This window comes from Bacteroidales bacterium (assembly GCA_041671145.1).
Taxonomy (GTDB): domain Bacteria; phylum Bacteroidota; class Bacteroidia; order Bacteroidales; family JAHJDW01; genus JAQUPB01.
This window is the reverse complement of record JBAZBZ010000017.1, coordinates 1-23,504: the sequence shown is the minus strand read 5'-3', so window position 1 is coordinate 23,504 and position 23,504 is coordinate 1. Positions and strand designations below refer to the sequence as shown.

Genomic DNA, 23,504 nt, shown 5'->3' with positions numbered 1-23,504 from the left:
GTGTGCGGCATTGACTAATACACAAACTTCTTCACAATACTTTCCCTGTCATCGCTGATTCGTATGAAGTAAACGGCACCTCTTGCGAAATTGCCGGAGTTGATTTTTATTTTTGAATCATTTTTCAAAGTTGTATAGGTATTGCGGTAAACCAAAGAGCCGTTTATTGTAAAAATTTCAACATTTAATGAAGGTGTTGAAATGTTTTCAACATTTATTTCTATTTCATTTCCATTAAAATATGGCTGTTCTGATATTAATTTATTTGTATTTGCATTTGTGTTTACTTCTATAACATCACTGTATTTGTATTTACCGTCATAATCGTTTTGTTTTAAACGGTAATAAACTACTCCCTGCGAAGGATTTTCATCTGTTGCAGTATATTTCAAAGTTCCGTTATAGTTACCGTGCCCTTTCACTGTCGCAATAGTTTCAAAATTCTTTAAATCGGTTGAGCGTTCAACTACAAAATAATCGTTATTTATTTCCGATGCTGTTGCCCAGTATAAGTTTACTTTATTATTTTCATATATCCCATAGAAGGAAAGTAATTCTACCGGTAATGGCGAGCCGCTATCGCCAAGTGTCCATCTTGTTCTCTGGAATGAATTAACCGGCGATAATAAAACGTAACTACTTGTTACTTCCGATGGTGCTACTTCTCTCCATGTAGAACCGGTATTTGTGGAAAAAAAAGATGTTAAGCTGGTTTCATTAATACTATTTAATTCACTGCCAAAATATTCAAGTTTTAATGAAGTTAAGTTCAGCCCCGTAGTTGAAGGAGTTATATCATAATATCTAAGTATGCTATTATTGCCTTGTCCTACTTGAACCTCATGTCCTCTTCTAACGGTTACTGAACCAAGATTTACATTTGCAGCATCAAGAGTAGCACCAAGATTTCCGGGATTTAAGGAAGCATGGTCAACGGTAACTCCTGAAATTTCGATATATCCAGATGAGCCATATATTCTGTTGGTGCTGGTTTCGCCTGAAATATTACACGTTGAGCAAAGAGTTATGTTTTTTCCGTTCAGATTAAGGGTTCCGGAAGTCATTGTTAAAGTGCCATTAACAGTAATGCTGTTACTCAAACTCAAATCCAATCCGCTGCCGTTTAGTGTAAGATTTCTTAAATTGGCTGCATCGGTTGGAAGTTCTTTTCCTGCTGTTACCGGTAATGTTGAGATATAATTTACATCTGTGTTTACTCCAAAAGTAAATGTGCCTGCTCCGGTAATACTACCATTCTGTCTTACTATAGTTTTACCGGCTGATGTTGTGATACCAAATCCATTTTGGTCCAAGTCGCCATTTGTTAATGTAAAATTATTTGTTATTGCAAGAGCTGATAGTAGCTGAACATTATTGGCACTAACAACAAGATTATAAAAATCATCTGAATTTGTAGTTACTGTTTGTGTGCCTGCTCCGTTAAAAGTAACCGTTCCTTGCCGACAGGTAAATGTACCTAAATTATTAAAGTTACCTGCAACATTTAAAGAATAATTATTCGAATTATCAGCATCAAGTTCTGTAGATACCCCAATTGTAAGGGTGCCTCCAATTGTTAAATTTGAACTTAACCATTTCCTGTTTCCTCCGCTTATTTCTAAGTTTCCATAATTAGAAGGAGTGGCGGGCAAACCAAATACAGAATTGGAAATAATTTTTACAGTACTGCCGCTTGTAAATGAGTACGTCTTTGGCGGGAACCATGGTGCCGAATTTCTTGTTGTAATATAAGTGGCGGCATCGGCAATTGAAAAAACATCTGCTGCATTTGCGGTTGTAAATCCGTCATCTTCAAATGTTCCGCTTGTTAATCGCAAGAAACCATTTACGGAAATATTACCTGTTAATATTGCCCCCTGTGCGTCGTCAAGTTCAAGATTAAGATAACCGGTACCGCTTACACTATGTTTTGCAGAGCCACCGGATAATAATATTTTGCCGGTACCTGAATGTGTTCCGGCTATAGAAGTATTACCTTTTACAGTTATTGTATTTCCATTGTCAGCTATGGTACCTGCACTTATTGTAAGGTTTCCATTAACTGTAACGGGAGCTGTTGCTTTCAGTGTTTTTGTTCCTGTACCGGCGGAAACAAGATTTCCAAAGTTAGTTGGCTGTGATGTAAACGCAAAAGTTCCGTTACCATTAATATTTACAGTACTTGTATTATCAAAGCTGTAAGTCATGTTAGTCGGAAAACACGGGTCAGTTATTTTGGTTGAAGTATAAGCTGTATTAGCTTCAAGGGTGAAAGTTTTACCGCCAGCTCCTGTTATTCCAAATGTTCCGTCTGCAAGCGTAGCTGTGCCTGATACTGTTATATCTCCGTTCACCGTAGTTGCTGCGGCAAATGCTTTTGTACCTGATGTTGAAATCGTAAGATTATAATATGATGTTGCAGGCAATTTAATTGTCTGTGCTCCTGCAAAATTATAGTTAACTGTATTTCCATTTGCATCTGGAGTTAATGTCGTTACTCCTACCGCGCCTGTAAAACCGATATTAAGCACTGCATTTACACCTTGTGTCAGTCCTCCCGCCCCAGCTAACGCAGTATTCACTGTCAATGTGCCATTATTGGTAAGTGTAATTGCTGTCGTTATATTTCTTATTGATAATGTTCCTGTCAGTGTCTGGTTGTTTGTGTTAAATGTTTGCAGTCCTGTTCCGTCTGTGAATGTGCCGCTATTGGATATTCCACCTCTGAATGTAATTGCTGAATTTCCTGAGTTGTTCCATGTGCCGCCATTATTAATTGTTACCAGACCTGTAAATATTTTGGCTCCTGCCGCATTGCTTATTACAAGAAAACCGGTTGAGCCATCGCCAACGGTTGTTGTACCTGTAACAGTTATTGCAAAACCTGCAGCAGTGAATGTTGTTCCATCACCTATTCCGAGATTGCCGCCTATTGTTAATGTTGTGCCTGTTGTCATCGCTGATGTTTCGCTTAATGTTACATTTCCGGTTACTGTAAGAACTGCTGTATTTGTCATTGTTGCCGAGCCGCTCATTACAAGGTTTCCGCTTATTGCTGTAACTGCACATGTTTTTGCACCACTGGTACCCAATGTAAGATGATAATAAGTTGTAACTTTTACTGTCTGCGCTCCTGCATAATCATAATTAACTGTATTTCCGTTTGCAGTAGCAGTTAATGTTGTAATTCCAACTGCACCTGTAAAGCTAATGTTAAGTGCAGCACCTGCTGCCTGTGTTAAGCCGCCTGTTCCTGCCAGTGCAGTTGTTACTGTCAATGTGTTATTATTGGTAAGAGCAACTGCACCTCCCGTAACTGTTATGCTCGGTATAGAAAATGTGCCTGTTAATGATTGAGAGTTTGTATTAAATGTCTGTATTCCTGTGCCTGCTGTGAATGTTCCGCTGTTGGTTATTCCTCCCTGAAAAATATCTGTTGCATTTGCTGAATTGTTCCATGTGCCGTTTGCTCCTATTGTTAATAGTCCGGTAAATGTTCTTGTACCTGTTACGGAATTTACTGTTATTCCACCTGCAGTTGCTCCGTTTCCAATAGTGGTTGCACCGGTTACAGCAAGCGATGTTGTAAATGCATTTAATGTTAATGTTCCCTGCGGAACTGTTAAAGTACCGCTTATTGCTGTTGTTCCTGTACTGCTCAATGCTGCTCCGTTTGCATCATCCAATTCTAAGTTTCCATAGACAGCCGGTGTTCCGCTAAGGGTATGTGAACCTGAACCACTGTTCAGATATATTTTTCCTGAACCGGAATGTGTTCCGTTATTTGTTATGTTTCCTTTTACCGTAATTGTATATCCGCCATCTGCCAATGTACGTCCTGCGTTTATTGTTAAATTTCCATTAATTGTTAATGCTGAAGCAAGCGTAATTGTTGGAGAATTAGCTGAGCCAATGGTAACACTTTCAAAAGTTGTAGGTGATAATCCGGTTAAAGTGTATGAGCCAACACCATCAAATATAGCAGTACTTCCCGGTTGAAAAACTATTCCTGCCGGAAAGAAAGGGGCTGAAGTTTTATATGTTGTATATGATTGCCCGGAAGCTATGATTAGGTTTGGATATGTGAGCGTATATCCGCCGTCTGAAAATGTAATAGCTCCGGTAATTGTTAATACACAATTAACAGTAACATCACCGCCGAGAGTTTTTGTGCCGGAACCGGAAAGTGTTAAATTGCAATATGTTCCTGCAACAATGGTTTGAGATGCGCCGTTATATTCAACAGTATTGGAACTTGCAGAAGCAGCCATTGTTGTTAAAGTGGCTGTTCCACCAATGTACAATAATGCACTTGCTGCCTGTGTTAAAGTGCCTGCTACACCCGCCAGAGCCGTAGCTACAGTTAATGAATTATTATTGGTAAGAGAAACACCTGTAACAGTTACGCTCGGTATAGAGAATGTTCCTGTAAGAGATTGCGGGTTTGCGTCAAAAGTATATATGCCTGTGCCTGCTGTGAATGTTCCGTTGTTGGTTATTCCTCCTCTGAATGTTATTGCTGAGTTTCCTGAATTGTTCCATGTGGCACCGCTGTTTACTGTTACCAATCCTGTGAAAATTTTAGTTCCTGTTGCTGATGATACTACCAATGAGCCGGTTGCTCCGCCGCCAACTGTTGTTGTACCTGTAACTGTCAATGCAAAACCGGCTGCAGTAAATGTAGTGCCGTCTCCGATAACAAGATTGCCTCCAATTGTAAGACCAACAACTGTTGTTGCTGTTGCCGTACCGCTCAAAGTTAAATTTCCGGTAATTGAAGTTGTACCGGCAGACATTGTTTTTGCAGTAGTACTACTAAGATTTAAATCATTATAATTAGCTCCATAGACAGTTTGTGCTCCTGCATTATTATAATCAACAGTATTTGGATTGGTGGTAGCATTCAGAGTAATTGTTGTAATAGTGGAACCCTTATATTGTAAAGTGCTTCCGCTTCCCTGCAGCCATGTTCCTGTACCTGTTAATGAAGCTGCAGCTGTACTTGTCAATGTAGCAGTTGTGCTATTTGTAAGCGTAATACCTGTAACAGTAACAATATTAGCAAAATTAAAAGTATTCCCTGTTAATGCCTGCGCATTTGTGTTAAATGTAGCTCCGCCGCCTGAAAAAGTACCATTATTGATTATGCCATTTCGAAAAACCACGATTGTCGTTCCTGTTGCCACCGTAGAAGTAAAAGTACCGCCTGCATTTATTGTAACTGCTCCGATAAAAGTTTTCACACCTGTATTACTGCTTATTGTTAATGTACCGCTTGCTCCATCACCAACAGTAGTTGTACCCGTTACTGTGAGTGCAACACCGGCAGGAGTGAATGTAGTGCCATCGCCGATAACAAGATTGCCGCTGATTGCCAAAGTATTACCTGTGGTCATTGCTGCGGTTCCGCTTAATGTTACATTGCCGCTTACCGTCAAAGCCCCTGTATTAGTCATTGTTGCCGAGCTGCTCATTACAAGGTTTCCGCTTATTGCTGTAACTGCACATGTTTTAGCACCACTGCCGGCTAATGCAAGGTGGTAATAAGTTGTTACTTTTACTGTCTGCGCTCCTGTATAATTATAATTAACAGTGTTTGCATTTGCACTGGCGGTTAATGTAGTAATTCCAACTGCTCCTGTAAAGCCGATATTAAGCGTTGCGCTTGCTGCCTGTGTTAATCCGCCTGTTCCTGCCAATGCAGTATTTACTGTAAGGGTATTGTTATTGGTAAGTGTAATTGTTGTTACAGTTACTTGGTCTATTGAAAATGTTCCGGTCAGTGCCTGTGCATTTGTATTAAATGTTTGTATTGCTGTTCCTGATGTGAATGTTCCGCTGTTGGTTATACCATTCTGGAATATGTCTGTTGCATTTGCCGAATTGTTCCACGTTCCATTTGCTCCTATTGTTACCAAACCGGTGAATGTTCTGGTGCCGGTTACAGAATTTATTGTTATTCCTCCTGCCGTTGCTCCGTTTCCGATTGTTGTTGCTCCTGTTACCGTGAGAGATGTTGTAAATGCATTTAATGTTAATGTTCCTTGTGTAATAACTAAAGTGCCGCTTATAGCTGTTGTTCCCGTACTGGTCAGAGTTGCACCATTTGCATCGTCCAATTCCAGATTTCCATAAATTGCAGGTGTTCCGCTAAGAGCATGTGTTCCTGAACCACCGCTCAGATAAACTTTTCCTGTTCCGGAATGAGTTCCTGTATTTGTAATATTTCCTTTTACAGTAATAGTGTAACCGCCATCAGCAAAAGTTGCAGTAGTTATTGTCAAGTCCTTATTTACAGTTATTGCTCCTTGTGCAGTTTTAGCTCCGGCTGCTGTTACCTGCAAATAGCCGTAGTCAGCTCTGGTGTCCACTTTTTGTGTGGCTGCTCCACCAAAGTTTATAGTAGAATTAGCACCTAAAGTTATTGCAGGAGTATTGGTTGTTGATATGGTTGAATTTGCATCAATATTAAATCCATCTAAATCTGTTGTTGTGAGTGTTCCGTTTATTGCAACAGTAACGCTGGCGTCGTTGGCTATAAGCTGCCCCGTAGTTGCTGTGATGGTTCCATCAACTGTTAAATCAGTTCCCGTTCCATTGTACAAAGTAAGATTGAATGTTGCCAATGCCAATGTTCCGCCACTTGCAACTGTGAGCTGGTCGGCTGTGGCTGCTGCACTTAATGTTACAGTATAGCTGTTGCGTAAGGTAATTCCTTTACTGTTGATGTATGTCGGGGCAACTGTTGTTCCTATTCCCAAGCCAACTCCCGGGTCAACCGGCGATGAAGTTACTTCCCATACTGCTGCTCCGTTCCAGTTGCCTGTTGCCTTTGACCAGTAATATAAATCTACATTTCCATAATAAGAAGTATAATCGTTATTGTCTAATTTTCCTGTTATTTCTGACAATGAACCGGTTGTTAAAATATGAGAAGTTGTGTTAGTTGAGCTTGTTAAATCCGGTGTCCATGAGGATTCATAGCGTTGAGCTAAGAAATTTGCCTCATCTGTACCAACAACATCGGCAGCAGGATATGTAAATGCTGCAGAGTAGGTATAGGTTGTAAGAGCAGAAGCAGTAAAACTCCAGTATCTTGTTATATAGTTGTCCGACTCAAGATTGGATGGGTGTTTGGCATCAGTTACTTTTACTCCAATAGCTGCTGATGTTGCGTTAGCAGTAAATGTTAAAGTTACAGGGCTGTATTCAGTCGTTCCTGTTATTTCACCGACAGGATATGTAAATGCAGAGGCACCGGTTGCAAAAGTTTTTTTAAGCTGTCCTGTTCCATTAATAACCACCATATTTGAAGCAGATGGCGAACCACCTATTGCAGCTGCTGAACCGAGATTTAAATCGTAATTTCCGAGAGCCAGCAAACCGGTTGTAAGTGTTAATGTTCCGTTTATCGTTGTGCTGCTGCTTAAAGTTGCTCCGTTTGCATCATTTAATATTACATTCGTGAAAGTTCCTGCCCCTGAAACAGCGTGTGCAGTTGAGCCACCAGTAAGAGTAATGCTGCCAGCGCCGGAATGCGTACCATCATTTACCACATCAGCATTTACTTGCAATACAAAGCTACCATCAGCAAGAGTGGTTCCTGTGCCAATGTTTAAGTCATTGTTAACCGTTGATGCTCCGGCAAGTGTTTTTGTGCCTGAGCCGCCTGAAGTAGTCAAATCATAATAATTAACACCATATATTGTTTGTGCACCACCACGTATATAATTAACAGTATTTGCATTAGTGGTAGCATCAATTGCAATTACCGTAATAGTAGAACCGGCATAATTTAAAGTGCTGCCGCTTCCCTGCAGCCATGCTCCGCCAACGCCTGTGAGCGAAGCTGCCGCTGTACTGGCCAAGGTAGCAGTTGTGCTGTTTGTAAGTGTTATGCCTGTAACAGTTACGATATTAGCAAAATTAAAAGTATTTCCTGTTAATGCCTGCGCATTTGTGTTAAATGTAGCTCCGCCTCCTGAAAAAGTACCACCGTTTATTATGCCATTTCGGAAAACCACAATTGTCGTACCTGTTGCCACTGTAGAAGTAAAAGTACCGCCTGCATTTATTGTAACTGCTCCGATAAAAGTTTTTACACCTGTATTACTGCTTATTGTTAATGTGCCGCTTGCTCCATCACCAACAGTAGTTGTACCCGTTACTGTAAGTGCAAAACCGGCAGGAGTGAACGTAGTACCATCGCCTATTACAAGATTGCTGCCTATTGTTAAGCCCACAACTGTTGCAGCTGATGCTGTTCCGCTCAGAGTTAAATTTCCTGCTATCGAAGTTGTGCCTGCTGCCAGTGTCTTTGCGCTGGTGCCGCTTAAAGTCAAATTTTTATAATTAGTTCCATAGACAGTTTGTGCACCTGCATAATTATATTCAACAGTATTTGAGTTTGTGGTTGCATCCATTGTAATTGTTGTAATAGTGGAACCGCTATATTGCAATAAAGCACCTGTCCCCTGAATCCATGAACCTGTGCCTGTAAGTGAGGCAGCAGCAGCACTTGTGATTATAACGGTTGTATTATTTGTAAGAACAATGCCTGTAACAGTAACTATACTGGCAAAATTAAAAGTGTTGCCTGTTAATGCCTGAGAGTTTGTATTAAATGTTGCTCCACCTCCTGTAAATGTTCCGTTGTTGGTTATACCGTTTCTGAATACGAGATTTCCTGTTGTTGTAACAGTTGTTGAAGTGAATGTTGTTCCGGGATTAATCGTTACTGCACCTATAAATGTTTTTACGCCTGTATTGCTGGCTAATGTTAATGTTCCCGTAATGCTTGTAGCTCCCGTAACTGTAAGTCCCGTAGTATATGAATTAACCGTCATTGTGCCGGCTGTAACGGTCAGTGTGCCGCTGATAGTTGTTGTTCCTGTTCCGGTAAATGTTGCACCATAAGTAGCATCATCAAGTTCCACATTTCCGAAAGCACTTGTACCACCTGATATTGCATGTGCTACAGAGCCGCTGTTTAAATACATTTTTCCTGCTCCGGAATGTGTTCCACTGTTTGCTATATTACCTTTTACTGTTATTGTATTTCCGTTATCGGCTAATGTATTATTTGCACTGATTGTTAATGCTCCGTTTATTGTAATCGGAATTGCAGCCGGTAATGTTTTCACAGAGGCGCCTCCTGCACCAAACGACAGGTTTCCGAAGCTTGTCGGAAAATCTGTAAAAGTAAAAGTGCCTGTTCCGTTAAGGTTTACCGTACTTGCATTATCCAAAGCATAAGTCATGCTGGTTGGAAAACACGGGTCAGTTGTTTTTGTTGATGTATATGTTGTTCCGAGACCAAGTGTGAATGTTTTTCCGCCTGTTCCTGTTATAAGGAAAGTTCCATCGGCGAATGTTACTATTCCGCTAACTGTTAAATCGCCGTTTATTGTTGTTGCTGCATTTAATGTTTTTGTGCCTGAAGTGGAAAGTATTAAGTTATGATATGTGGCTCCTTCTATTGCCTGTGTTCCGCCAAGAGCATATTCTACAGTATTTGCATTATAACTTGCATCGAGAGTGCCTGTAACCATTGGCGCTGTTGCATTGTTATAATATAAAACACCCCTATTGTTGAATGTTGAACCGGCAACCGAACCGTTCAGGACTCCTGTTATTGTTACTCCACTTGGATTAGTGTTCGTATTATATATAGTAATTGCTCCTGATACAGTAACTGCTCCTGCGAATGTTATTGCATTTCCTCCTTTTATTTCTTTTGTGTCTCCGCTGAATGTGTATGCTCCTGTTCCACTGGTAAAAGTTCCGTCATTCTGTAAATCTCCGGTTATGGTTACAGCTTCGTTTCCTGAGTTATTCCATGTTCCTACGCCATTAATGGTTACATTTCCGAATGTTTTTGTTCCAGTGGCATTTGCAATTATTAATGTTCCGCTTATTGATGTTGTTCCTGTTACTGCAAATGCAGTTGTGATTACATTTGTAGTAAGAGTACCTGTTGTAATAGTTAAGTTCCCGCTTATAGTTGTTGTTCCTGAACCCGTTAAAGTCGCTCCCTGCACATCATCTAATTGCAGATTTCCGAATGTGCTTGTTCCTCCTGATATTGCATGTGCTCCGGAACCACCGTTCAGATATATTTTTCCTGCACCCGAATGTGTTCCTGTAATCGCTATGTTTCCTTTCACTGTTATTGTATAACCGTCATCAGCAAATGTAGCTGTAGTTACTGTTAGGTCATTATTTACGGTTATATCGCCCTGTGCTGTTTTTGCTCCGGCTGCTGTTACCTGTAAATTGGCATAATCTGTCCTGCTGTCTATTTTTTGTGTAGCTGCTCCACTAAAATTTATAGTAGAATTAGCACCTAAAGTTATTGCAGGAGTGTTGGTTATCGATATGGTTGAATTTGCATCAATGTTAAATCCGTCCAAATCTGTAGTTGTAAGTGTTCCGTTTATTGAAACTGTTATGCCGGCACTATTTGATAAGAGCTGACCTGTTGTGGCTGTTAAAGTACCATCAACTGTTATATCGGTTCCTGTTCCATCATAAATTGTGAAATTATTTGCTCCTAACGTTAAGGTTCCTCCGGTTGCAATAATTAGTTGGTCTGCTGTGTAAGTGCCTGCATTGATTGTAACATTTGTAGCATTTCTAATTGTAATACCTTTATTATTGCTATATGTTGGTGCAACCGTTGTTGCTGTTCCTCCGCCAACACCCGGGTCAACAGGAGTTGACGATACTTCCCAAACTGCTGCTCCGTTCCAGTTGCCTGTTGCCTTCGACCAGTAATAAATATCGGAGCAGGAATATGAAGTAAAGTCATTATTATCTAAAGTTCCTGTTGTTTCAGTAAGAGAAGAAGTAGTTAAAGTAGAATTAGCGCCCGGAACGGTGTTGCTTGCCATGTCAGCAGTCCAGACAGAAGTGTTATATCTCTGCATTTTAAAATTCAATTCATCTGTACCAACTACATCAGCAGTAGGATAAGTAAATACTGTGGAATAAGTGTATGTAGTAAGTGCAGGAGCATCGAAACTCCAGTAGCGTGTTATGTAATTATCGGATTCGCTGTTGCTCGGATGCTTTGCATCTGTAACTTTAATGCCGATTGTTCCTGCCGTGGCATTGGCAGAAACCGTAATAACAGCAGGACTGTATTCGGCAGTACTTGTATTATCCCCCAAAGGAAAAGTAGAGGCAGCAGTAGCGCCTGTGGAAAAGTTTTTCTTTAAAAATCCCGTTCCGTTAGTTACAAACATGCTTGTGGCAGACGGAGTACCACCAAGAGTTGTTACCTGCAGGTCGGCATTTAAAATTTCCCATATACCACCTGTAACTGCTGTTAATGTTGTAGTCCCTGTTGCATATATTTCCTGATTGCCTAAAGTGCACAAAACACTTGCTCCTCTGTTCAACGTCAAAGTAGTAAAAGTAGCGGGTGCAGAAGTAAATAAGCCGTCAGGAATTGTGAATGAACTTGCATTTGCATTAAATATAAGAGAGCCGGCAGCACCAACTGTTAATGTGCCCGCTGTTCTTGCAAACGGAATAGTTCCTGTTGTTGTAAAAGCAAGACCATTATTATCAAATTCGCCTTTTGTGAGCGTTAATGTTCCGCTTAATGTTAGTGCCTGATTTCCTAGTGTAAGTTTATTATCTCTGTTAACTGTGAAATTGGTAATTGAAGGTACGGCAGTAAAAGTTCCGGAAGGTATTGCAAAGGCAGCACCTCCTGTATTTCCGGCAGTACCAAAAACAAGCGATGAACCGGCTGCTGTTGTTATTGTACCACTTGTTTTTACTATAGGTATATCGTGTGTGTGGAATGTCAATGTGTTTGAAGCTATTGAAAATGCACCGTTGGTAAGAGTCAGCTGTCCGCGTAAAGTAATGTTCTGACCTGTGCCTAAGGTAAAACCTAAAGCTCTGTCAACAGAGAGATTTGTGAAATCAAGTGCGCCACCTTCAAAAATACTTGCAGGCAATGTAAGTGCAGCACCGGTTGCAATATTGATTGTTGCACCGGTTCCTGTGAAAAGAGTTCCGCTTGTGCGTGTAATTGTATTTCCTCCCGAATAATTTAAAGTACCATTCTGTAAATTAAAAATACCGGCAGTCAATGTTAAAGCAGTAGCAACAGTAATATTAATGTTATTCAGCAATACATTACCAACCGTATTATTAATAAGAAGCGTTGATATATTGCCGTTTGCTGTCGGGGGTAATTCATTGCCTGTGGTAATGTTGCCTGATGTCGGAGAATTGTATGTAACATTGCAGGTAACGCTGCTCAAGCTCCATGTAGGAGTTGCAAGAAGCGAACCATTTGTTCTTGTAATTGTTAATGTGCTTGCTGCGCCGATTCCAAGTGTTAATACTCCCGAACCGCTTGTATTCAAAGAACCAGTTGTCAATGTATACGCTGTTTGTATAGTAAGTGGGCATTGCAAATCAATTGCTGGAGTTGAGCCGGAAGAATTATCAACTGTAAAATTCAAAATCCTGCCAGCAGTTCCTGTTGTGAAAATTCCGCTGCCTGAAATTGTTTGTTGCGAAGTACCGTTCATAATAAGTGCTGAACTGGCAGTAGTTGTATTAACAGTTCCATTGTTTACCAAGTTTCCTCTCAGATACATTGAAATTCCATTAAACCTGTATTCACCGCTTGTAATGGTTACATTACCTCCGATGTAATTGTTGCCGGCATACATCAATACATGCCTGTCAGTACCTGAAGGGTTATCAATGATAATGTTGCCAAGATAATAAGTTCCTGTATTATTAGTTCTGAAATCAAAACCGTCAACACTGCCGCCGCTTGAAGTGCTGGCACCATCGCCGAATTGTATTGTACTGCCTGTGAAATTATCACTGGCATCAAGAGTCCATAATAACAGTGTTGCATTATTATCGGAAGTTACATTTGCAGAAGGGTCAACGATAGTCATTTTTCCGCCTGTAAAATTAACTACACCCCTTATGTCAATTAAATGTCCTGCCGTAGTATAATTATCGCCTCCCGCATCTGTTCTCTGGCAATCTATTATTAAATTTCCGTTGCTGATAGTAAGGGCACCCGTACCATTATTGTCCAATCCACCATAAAGTTTTACAGTACCACTTGCACCATCAATAATCAAAGCCGCTGTTGCTGCAGTTAACGCCATTTTATCGTTACCGCTTCCGTATTCAAAAGTTCCGGCAGTAACCTGCAATGTGCCTGTAACAGTGGGTATGCCTGGCGTTGTAGATGTGCCTGCACCTGCACAAGAGATATTTGCACTTGCGTTGTTAAGCCATAACCTTGCAGTAGCGGCACAAATAGTAGCTGCACCGTAATAAGGCACAAGAGTTGAAGCACTGGATAATTTGAAAGTACCATTAGTAAGAGTTAGATTACCTCCTGCAAGAGTTCTGGCAGTCATTGTTATAACTCTTTGTACATCAAGAATAGTAGCAATAGTAGTTCCTTTGTTTATAGTAATTGCATTAAAGTTGCAGGTAGCTCCTGTACCGGAAATGCTTTTATCGTTTGCACTGCTGAAAGTAACATTACATATATAAGTTGCTACCGAACCAACCATATCGAAAACACCGTTTACAATCAGGTTTCCTGAAATGGTTAACAAATGCGTGGTAGCAAATTCTCCCACAGTAATTGTGCTTCCAAAATCAACCTGCACGTCGCCGGTAACAGCTATAGTTTTAACTGCCGCCTGCCCGCCTATTGTAAAAATAGAGTTATTTGATACAACTAAATTTCCTGTTATAGTAGTTGTATTTGCGGTACCGCCCAAAGTTGTTGGTGTTCCGCTTATTTCGAGATTTCCTGTAATATTTAATGCAGCTGTAGGAGAAAGTGCGGTGGTATTTCCGCTTATTTCAAAATCGCCTGTAACAGTAATTGCTCCCGAAGGCGTTATTGTTGCAGAGTTTCCGGTAACCGAATATTTTCCGGAAATAGTAATAGTTTGATTGGATGTTACTGTAAGTGATGATGCAGATATAATAAAATCACCGCCGACAGTTATAGCTCCTGTGTTGATTGTTTTTGTTCCTGTTCCTGCAAGTTCTATATTGTAGAATGAAGTAGCACCTGCAATTGTCTGAGCTGCTCCATCAAATAATATTTTACCGGTTGATGTATGGGTTCCGGTAGCATTACCTGTCCAGTTTCCATAAACTGTATGAGTGTAGTTACCGGAATTAAATTCGGAAGAGGCACCGAAAACAACATTTTCCTCAATATCGAGAGCATAACTGGTAGTTGTTGTATTGCTCGATGCATTAAATGTAAGTCGGTTAAGCTGTATTGCCTCTGGGTTTCCGTTAATTGCATGCGCAACATCAGTGCTGAAAGCAAGATTACAAACCTGTCCTGATGCTGTATAAAAATCCAATGTGCCATTTACTGTTAAGCTGCCGCTTATTGTTAATACATGAACAGCGGCAAAAGCACCTACATTTAAAGTGCTTCCTAAATCAACCTGCACATTGCCTGTAACATTTATAGTTTTAACTGCAGTCGTACTTCCTATTGTTAAAGTAGAGTTATTTGATACTATTAAATTTCCTGTTACAGTAGTTGTATTTGCAGCACCGCCCCATATTGTCGGCGTTCCGCTTACTTCAAGATTTCCTGTTATGTTTATTGCAGCCGATGGTGTAATGGTTGCTGTTGCTCCGGTTACCGAATATTTTCCGGTAATAGTAATAATTTGATTTGATGTAACAGTGAGAGATGCAGCCGATATTATAAAATCACCGCCAACAGTTATGGCACCGGTGTTAATAGTTTTTGTGCCTGTACCTGCAAGCTCTATATTATAAAATGCAGTAGCTCCTGCAATTGTTTGTGCTGCTCCGTCAAATTTTATTGTTCCTGTGGAAGTATGCGTACCTGTTGCGTTGCCTGTCCAGTTTCCATAAACGGTATGGGTGTAATTTCCGGAATTAAATTCTGTAGAAGCGCCGAAAACAACACTTCCTTCTATGTCAAGAGCATAATTAGTTGTTACAGATGTTGACGCTCCGAAAGTAATAGTATTAAACTGAACAGATGTTGGAGTTCCGCCAATTGCCTGATTGCTGACATTATAAAAATAAACATTGGCAATATAGGTTGAAACGGCGCCTACTACATCAAATGTGCCATTTATTGTCAGGTCGCCATAAAGATATACAAGATGTGTGGCAGCGTATGCACCAACATCTAAGGTTCCGCCACTTGCTATAGTTAAACTATCACGTACTGTTACGGTTCTTGCTGTAGTACTATTGCCGATAGTGAGAGTCCCTGAAGTTCCTTCGCCTACAGTTAAATCATAAACATCAATATTTTGATTAACTGTAACAGTATGTCCGTCCTGAACTATAAAAGTACACAACCCGCTTGTTAAGTTAGCAGCAACAGGGTCGGTTCCGCCGCCGGCAGGATTCGTATCCCAGTTCGTAAGAGTGCTGAAATTATCTGTTCCTTGTGAATAGAAAGTGTTGCCTGATGACCATATTATTAATGTTCCCGGGTCTGCATTATCCTCGTCATAATCTTCACCCGATAAGTCGCCTGCGGCACCAGATATTGTAATTACTCCGGCACCTGATGTTTTGCGGATATTATAAGCTGGGCCATTATTAAAAGTAATAAAAGAAGGACTTACACTTGAAGCATATCCGTCAAAATTAATATATTCATTGCCTGTACCATTAGAAAAGGTTCCATTACCAAGATTGTTTGGTGAAACAGAAATAGTTCCATCGCTTATAGTAAGATTACAATATTCAAAAGTATAATATCTTGCAGTTAAATTTGCAGTGGCGGCACTTTGCACAAAATAAAAACTACCAGAGCTGTTTCTGGTAATAGTAGCTGGAGTGGCAGCGGCTCCGGAAAAAGAGCATGTTCCTTCATTTGTAATGGTTTTTCCATTTGCTACTTTTAAAATAGCGCTGCTGTTAACTGTAAAAGTTGCTCCGCTGACAACATCAATATCGCCGCTTGTTGTAAGTGTATAGCCGTTTAAAGTAAATGTAGCGGAAGTAACCGTAATGTCTCCGTTTATTGTAAAAGCAGATGTTATTCTTGCGGTTCCGCTGCTTTTTGCAAATTCTATATTGTTCAGAGAACCTGCACCACTTATGCTTTGTGTAGCAACTGCACCTGTAAGTTGGATTTTTCCTATCCCTGTATGTGTTCCTGCAACTGTAATTGCAGCTCCCATGCAATTGATAGCGTAACCTCCATCAGCTAAGGTATTATTTGCACCAATTGTTAATGTTCCGTTAACGGTAAGGTTATTAGCTGCTGTTTTAATAACTGCCAGAGTAGTAGTCAGCGTGAGGTTTCCATAGCTTGCAACATCAGAAATCGTTTGGGCTAAACTTGAATTATATGTTACGGTACTTGTTGCATTAAGATTAACAGTAACAAAGTTAGTAGGAAAAGAAGTTGCCGTGGCAGCATTTCCTAATGTTAAAAATGTGCCTGCACCTAAATCAAAAGTCCCGGAAGCATTTCCTGTTATCTGGTATCCGGCATCGGTAAGGTTTGCCGTACCTGATAATGCGCAGTTACCATTTATTGTGAGCGTTCCTGCAAGTGTTTTAACTCCCGATGTTTTAAAATTAACATTATTAAATGCAGAACCACCGGGAGTTATAGTTTGCGCTGCTCCATCAAATTCAATAGTACTTGTGCTGCATGTAAATGTTCCGCTGTTTGTCCATGTGCTATAAATTGTGTGAGTGTATGATGCAGCATCAAAAGTTGAACCTGTATTAATTATCATTGTTCCTTGCAGGTCAAGAGCAATGCCGGCAGTCAGCGTATTGCAGTTTGCATTAATTGTAATATTGTTAAACTGGCAGGTTGTTGCACCTGCTCCGCCGATAGAGTGTGCTGTATTTACATTAAACACAAGATTACAAACCTGTCCGGCAGCAGTGTAAAGATCAATATATGTACTGCTACCAGACAAATCAATTATTCCACCTACATTTAATGTATGGGTTGCCGCAAAAGCACCCACTGCGATATATGAATTATTTCCCGAAATGACAATATTCCCTGTTACTGTGAGAGTACGGGCTGTAACGCTGCTTCCTATAGTAAGAGATATTGACGGCTGAGAAATTGTTAAACTCGCTAAAGCATTTGCGGGAGAAACCTCTAATGTCATGTTGTGCTGTATGTCAACTGCATTTGTTGAAGCTGCTTGACCGGGATATCCTTCTGCAGGATTGTTTATCCAACCTGAGCCATTGTATCTATCCCAGTTTGCTGCATCCGACCAGTTGCCTGTTGCGGCAGAACGATAATCGCCTGTGGTTTGTGCAAAAGCATTAAATGACAAAACCACCCAAAGCACAAGCAGGGCAACTAGTTTAACGCTATTTGCTAATAATTTATTCAAGTTTATTTATTTTGTGGATTTTTATTTTAAATTATTTGTTTTTTTGTTTCGACCAATTATATAAGTTAATACACAAATATAATATTATTTAATACTAAAAGCAAATTTTTTTATGCTTTTTTTAACAATATTTACTAACGCCATATATTATTTAATACTATGCAAATATACAATTTTATATTTTTATATACAAGTTTTTAACATAAATTTTTTATTATTTTGTATTATTAAAATACATATTCAACATAATAAATTATAATAAATTGTACTATTGATTATTGGAAAAAAGTTTGAAGCTTAAGGTTTAAAGTTGAGTTCACTCCGAAAAGTCATAAAATTAAAGTCGTAAGTATTTAGTCGTAAGTCGTAAGAAAAAAAATACTATCTTATAATTTTTTAAAAAGTTTTTTTGTGCAACACAAAGATTAACAAAACGATTGCAGAATAACAAAATAATACTAATGACTATTGGTTTTTCTTAATAAACAAACTTCTTCACAATACTTTGCCTGTCATCGCTGATTCGTATGAAGTAAACAGCACCTTTGGAAAAATAACTTGAGCTAATTTTTATTCTTGTATCATCTTTTAGTGTTGTGTAAACGTTGCGATAAACCAAGCTTCCATTTATTGTATAAATTTCAACTTTTAATTCCGGGGTTGATATATTTTTAACATTTACATCAATTTCGTTTCCATTAAAATATGGTTGTTCGGAAGTTAATTTATTTGTATTTTCATCTGTTCTTATTTCTATAACATCACTGTATTTGAATTTGCCGTCAAAATCGGTTTGCTTTAAGCGATAATATGCTACTCCAAGTGGAGGTTGAGAATCTGCTGCAGTATATTTAAGGGTTCCGTTAAAATTACCATGTCCTTTAACTACTGTTAGAGTTTTAAAACTCTTTGCATCGGTTGAACTTTCAACTATGAAATAATCGTTATTTATTTCTGATGCTGTTGCCCAGTATAAGTTCACCTTATTATTTTCATATATCCCCTGAAATGAAAGCAATTCTACCGGCAGTGGCGAGCCGCCATCGCCAAGTACCCATCTTGTTCTCTGGAATGAATTAACCGGCGATAATAAAACATAACTATTTGCTACTTCCGATGGTGCTACTTCTCTCCATGTAGAACCGGTATTTGTGGAAAAAAAAGACGTTAAGCTGTTTTCGTTAATACTATTTAATTCACCGCCAAAATATTCAAGTTTTAATGAAGTTAAGTTCAGCCCCGTAGTTGAAGGAGTTATATCATAATATCTAAGTATGCTATTATTGCCCTGTCCTACTTGAACCTCATGTCCTCTTCTAACGGTTACTGAACCAAGATTTACATTTGCAGCATCAAGAGTAGCACCAAGATTTCCGGGATTTAAGGAAGCATGGTCAATGGTAACTCCTGAAACTTCGATATATCCAGATGAGCCATATATTCTGTTGGTGCTGGTTTCGCCTGAAATATTACACGTTGAGCAAAGAGTTATGTTTTTTCCGTTCAGATTAAGGGTTCCGGAAGTCATTGTTAAAGTTCCGTTGACGGTAATGCTGTTACTCAAACTCAAATCCAGTCCGCTTCCGTTTAATGTAAGATTTCTTAAATTGGTTGCATCGCTTGGAAGTTCTGCTCCAACCGAAATTGATGATGTAGGGTTATATGATACATCTGTATTGGTTGAAAAAGTGAATGTGCCATTTATAAAATTTCCATTCTCCCTGATTATACTTATTCCTGAACCTAATGAAACTGATTTACTATTTATATCAAAATCTCCGGTTGTTGCTGATAAAAGATTATTTATTGTAGCACTTGTTTGCAATTGTGCACCATTTGAATCATCCAACTCTAATCCTCCAAATGTGCCTCCCGAAATCTGATGTAATGCTGTTCCTCCATTCAAGTATATTTTACCGCTTCCTGAACTGGTGTATGTAAAATTATTGATAACATTTCCTTTTACAGTTATAATGTTGCTGCCACCTGCAAGAGTAGTGTTATTATTTATTGTTAAATTGCCGTTTGCCGTAAATGAGTTAGCTAATGTTTTTGTTCCTACAGTTCCACCAAAGCTAATATTTCCACAATCAGGCAATCCTGATAAAATAAAAGTACCATTTCCGCTAATGTTTATAGTGCTGTTATTATCAAATGTAGTTCCCATGTTTGTAGGAAACCATGGGCTTGCTGTTCGTGTTGTTGTATAAGTGGCTCCGGAGTTTATAAAAAATGTTTTTCCCATTTGCCCTGTAATTTGAAATCCTCCGTCGGCAAATGTAGAGCTGCCTGATAAAGTTAAATCTCCGTTTACTGATATTGCAGCAGCAGGTGTTTTTGTGCCTGAACCGGAAATTATCAGATTATAATATGTAGTTGATGGTACTTTTATTGTTTGGTCGTCGGCTCTGTCGTAATAAACAGTGCTTGAAGAATTATCGGCAGCTAAAACACCATTGGTCATGGGTCTGTTGGTACTTCCGCTTGATGTGTAATGCATGATTCCTCTGTTGTCGAATGTAGAACCCGCTGCTGACCCGTTAAGTGTATTGTTAAATGTTACACCGGTTACTGCATTAGTATTGGAATTTGTAACAGTGATTGCACCGGTAACAGTAACAGGTCCGTCAAAAGTAATTGCACTTGAACCGGAAATGCTTTGGCTGTTTGTATTAAAATTATAAGTTCCCGTATTCGAAGTAAATGTAGCTCCATTATGTTCCAATCCTCCACGGAATGCTGCTGATTCGGCAACTGTAAAATTCCATACTCCTCCTGAATATATTGTTACTTTTCCAACGAATAGGTCTGTTCCTGTTGTGCTTCCGTCCTTAAGGGTTCCATAAACAGAAGTAGTTCCGTTTATTGTTGCGTTTTCAGTGTTTAAGTCAATTGTTCCGGTTGCATCAATATATAGATTGTTACTAACTGTGATGGCGTTACCGGGGGATTTTGTTCCTCCGCTGCCACTGATTTTTAAAATATCGTAAGTGGTGTTTTTTATGGTTTGGGCACCTCCGTTATATTCAACTGTATTTGTGCTTACTGAAGCAGTTAGTGTTACATCGGCTGTTGAAGATGCTATATATAAATATGCTCCGCTTATACCTTGTGTTAAACTACCCCAGCCGCCTAATGTTCCGCTTACTGTTAGAGTATAGTTGTTTGTAAGTGTTCCGGCTACTGATAATGCAGTAGCAACTGTAAGTGAAGATATTTTATTGGTACAGCTTCCACTTACTGTCAATGAAGGAATTGAAAGAGATGATATTGTTCCGTTAATTTCCTTAGAAGCTCCGCTTAGTGTATAAATGCCTGTGCCGGCAGTAAATGTTGCTCCTGTATTAACCGTAAGATTTCCTGCCATTGTTATTGCCGAATTTCCCGAATTATTCCATGTTCCGTTAACAGTAATATTTCCTGTAAATGTTTTTGTTCCAATAGAATTTGTTATTTCCAATGTTCCTGTAATAGTTGAAGTTCCGCCTATGCTGATTTGGCATTGTCCTATAGCAGATGTACCTGAATTAACAGATAATGTACCGGTTGCAGAAACTATGCCGGTTGCAGAGCCGCTTATGCTGGAGCCGGAATTTAACGTCAGATTGTTATTTATTGTAAATGTTTCAGCAGCCGTATAAGAAATAGAACCTGTAACAGAAACAGTACCATTAAATGTATTTGTACCACTGGTACTGTTATCGGCGAGTGTTCCAAGAATTGTAGTAGCTCCGGTTACCGTGATGTTATTTCCACCAAGTTGAAGTGTTCCTGCAATTACATCCAAAGTGCCGTTAACCGTAGTGGCAGCATCAGTTGATTTTGTATTCGAACCAGAAGTTTTTAAATTATAATAAGATGTTCCGTATATTGTCTGATCGCCGCTACGATTATAATCAACGGTAGTTGAAGTTGAATTTAATGTTATAGTGTTTGTTCCGGTACCGAAACTAAATGGTGCGGCTCCCCCAAGATTGAGAGTTCCGTTTTTACTGCCTGTGTTCATATCAAATGCACATGTGCCACCTCCTGAACTTGAAGTAGTTAAAGTGCCATCAATATCAAGTGTACCTGTACTAAAGTAAAATGTACCGTCATTGTTTTTACCGCTTGCCCTGCTGCTATATATTGTAAAATTACCTGAAACATTAAATGCAGTGAGAGTTGAAGTCATTCGCGTAGTGCGGCTTGAACCGGAAGGACTAACTGTACTGCCAACATTAACCAAAGCACAATTTATTGTTCCCAAACCACTTATTGTACATGCTCTGTTTGCTGAAGTTGAACTGTTCAAAGTAATTGAAGTGGTAACTGTAAGAACTACACTTGCATTTACGGCGAGTGTACCTGAAGTACTACTAAAAGAAATGGAATTACAGGTTCTGTTGCCGTCAACAGTTAAGGTAAATCCAGCGCCTATAATAATGTCATCGCTGGTTGAAGGAATTGTTCCTCCCGGCCATGGAGCATTAGGAGTTGTGGAACTCCAATTTCCGCTACCTGTTGTTGTAACAGTTGCAAAAGCATTAAATGATAATGTTACCCATAGTATAAGCAGGGCAACCAGTTTAACGCTATTTGCTAATAATTTATTCAAGTTTATTTATTTTATGGATTTTTACTTTAAATTATTTGTTTTTTTGTTTCGACCAATCATATAAATTAATACACAAATATAATATTATTTAATACTAAAAGCAAATTTTTTTGTGCTTTTTTTAACAATATTTATTAATGTCATATATTATTTAACACTATGCAAGTATACAATTTTATATTCTTATATGCAAGTTTTTAACATATATTTTTTATTATTTTGTATTATTAAAATACATATTCAACATAATAAATGATAATAAATTGTACTATTGATTATTGGAAAAAAGTTTGAAGTTTAAAATACAGGAAGGTAACTGTTCTGCGGTAAAATAAATATTTTCACCTTTTGAGACAGTTCTCACAATGCACGCTAATCGATATTTTTATAATAAAGAAATTTTATCCATCTCAAAAATTGCACATCCGTATTTGCAGTTAAAACTATTTTTAACGCTTTCGATTGTTAGTTCAGGGTTTTCGATTAAATTTCCTCTGTCATCAACATAATTAAAACTGATGATGTTGAATTTTTCTTTAAATATATTTAATAAATAATTCAAAGAAAAGACACGGTGAGAATTAAATTCTATTCTTTGCACGCCCATTGGACATGAATAATAAAATTTTCCATGTGCCTTTAATATGTTATAAATATTTTCAAATGCTTTTAAATGACCAAAAGCATCAATATTGTCATTGTATCTGCCCAAACCAAAATGCTCAATTGCATGTAATGAAGAAACAGAGTCGCAATAATTGAGCAATTCATCGGGTAATTGCATTAAATCTGCTTCTTTAAATATTACATTTTTCATTTTATTGCTTTGAGGTCTTATATCAAAACATTCTATTTCTCTGAAAACTGCAACATGGGCAACAAAGCCATCAACCCTTGAGCCAATATCAAGATGTTTTTGGGGTTTATTTTCAAATATCTTACGGGCAATTAAAAAATCCTGATGAAAATAATGACCATAAGGTGTGCCATTTTGTTTATTTTTATCGGAAAGAAGAGGATTAATAAACAATTTAAAATCATTATTGTTTTTCAGTTGTTTTCTTAGTTTAAAATATTCGCTGATAAAAGTGGGCAATTGTCTGAGAAATCCAAAGAATAATAAAACATCAAACCCCATGGAATTTGATATTTTATAAATTCGGATTAAAAAATCTTTCATTAAAAAATCAGTTAGTTATTATTTTTTAAAACAATTTTTATACTTCTTTTTATCTGTTTAAATTTTGTAAGTAATTAATATTTCTGCTGTTAATTTGCTGTTCTGTTTATTTAACTTTTTTAGTTGCTCCCTCGCACAGCCGAAACACCAGCTGGTCGCGAATATACATTGACATATGAAAAGTTCAGGATATAAGTATTCTCACTAACATCCTAACATTATAAATTAAATTTCAATTGATTACAATTAAGTTCTTTGAAATCTTGTAGATAATAGTCGTCAAACAATTGCTGTATGGGGATTTTATCAATTAATGAGAAATTTAAAA

The 23,504-nt window shown here is 38.5% G+C and carries 3 protein-coding genes; all 3 read right to left on the bottom strand.

Annotated features, from left to right (window positions below; all coding sequences use genetic code 11):
* Positions 1–14: 14 nt before the first annotated feature.
* The gene (locus WC223_07315) at positions 15–17,399 is read right to left on the bottom strand and encodes a hypothetical protein (GenBank protein ID MFA6924048.1); all 17,385 of its coding nucleotides are present in this window, start codon (positions 17,397–17,399) and stop codon (positions 15–17) included.
* Between the two features lie 478 nt (positions 17,400–17,877).
* Complete coding sequence (locus tag WC223_07310) at positions 17,878–21,996, bottom strand: T9SS type A sorting domain-containing protein (GenBank protein MFA6924047.1); 4,119 nt, start codon at positions 21,994–21,996, stop codon at positions 17,878–17,880.
* A 385-nt stretch (positions 21,997–22,381) separates the two neighbouring features.
* The gene (locus WC223_07305) at positions 22,382–23,176 is read right to left on the bottom strand and encodes a DUF268 domain-containing protein (GenBank protein ID MFA6924046.1); all 795 of its coding nucleotides are present in this window, start codon (positions 23,174–23,176) and stop codon (positions 22,382–22,384) included.
* Positions 23,177–23,504 lie beyond the last annotated feature (328 nt).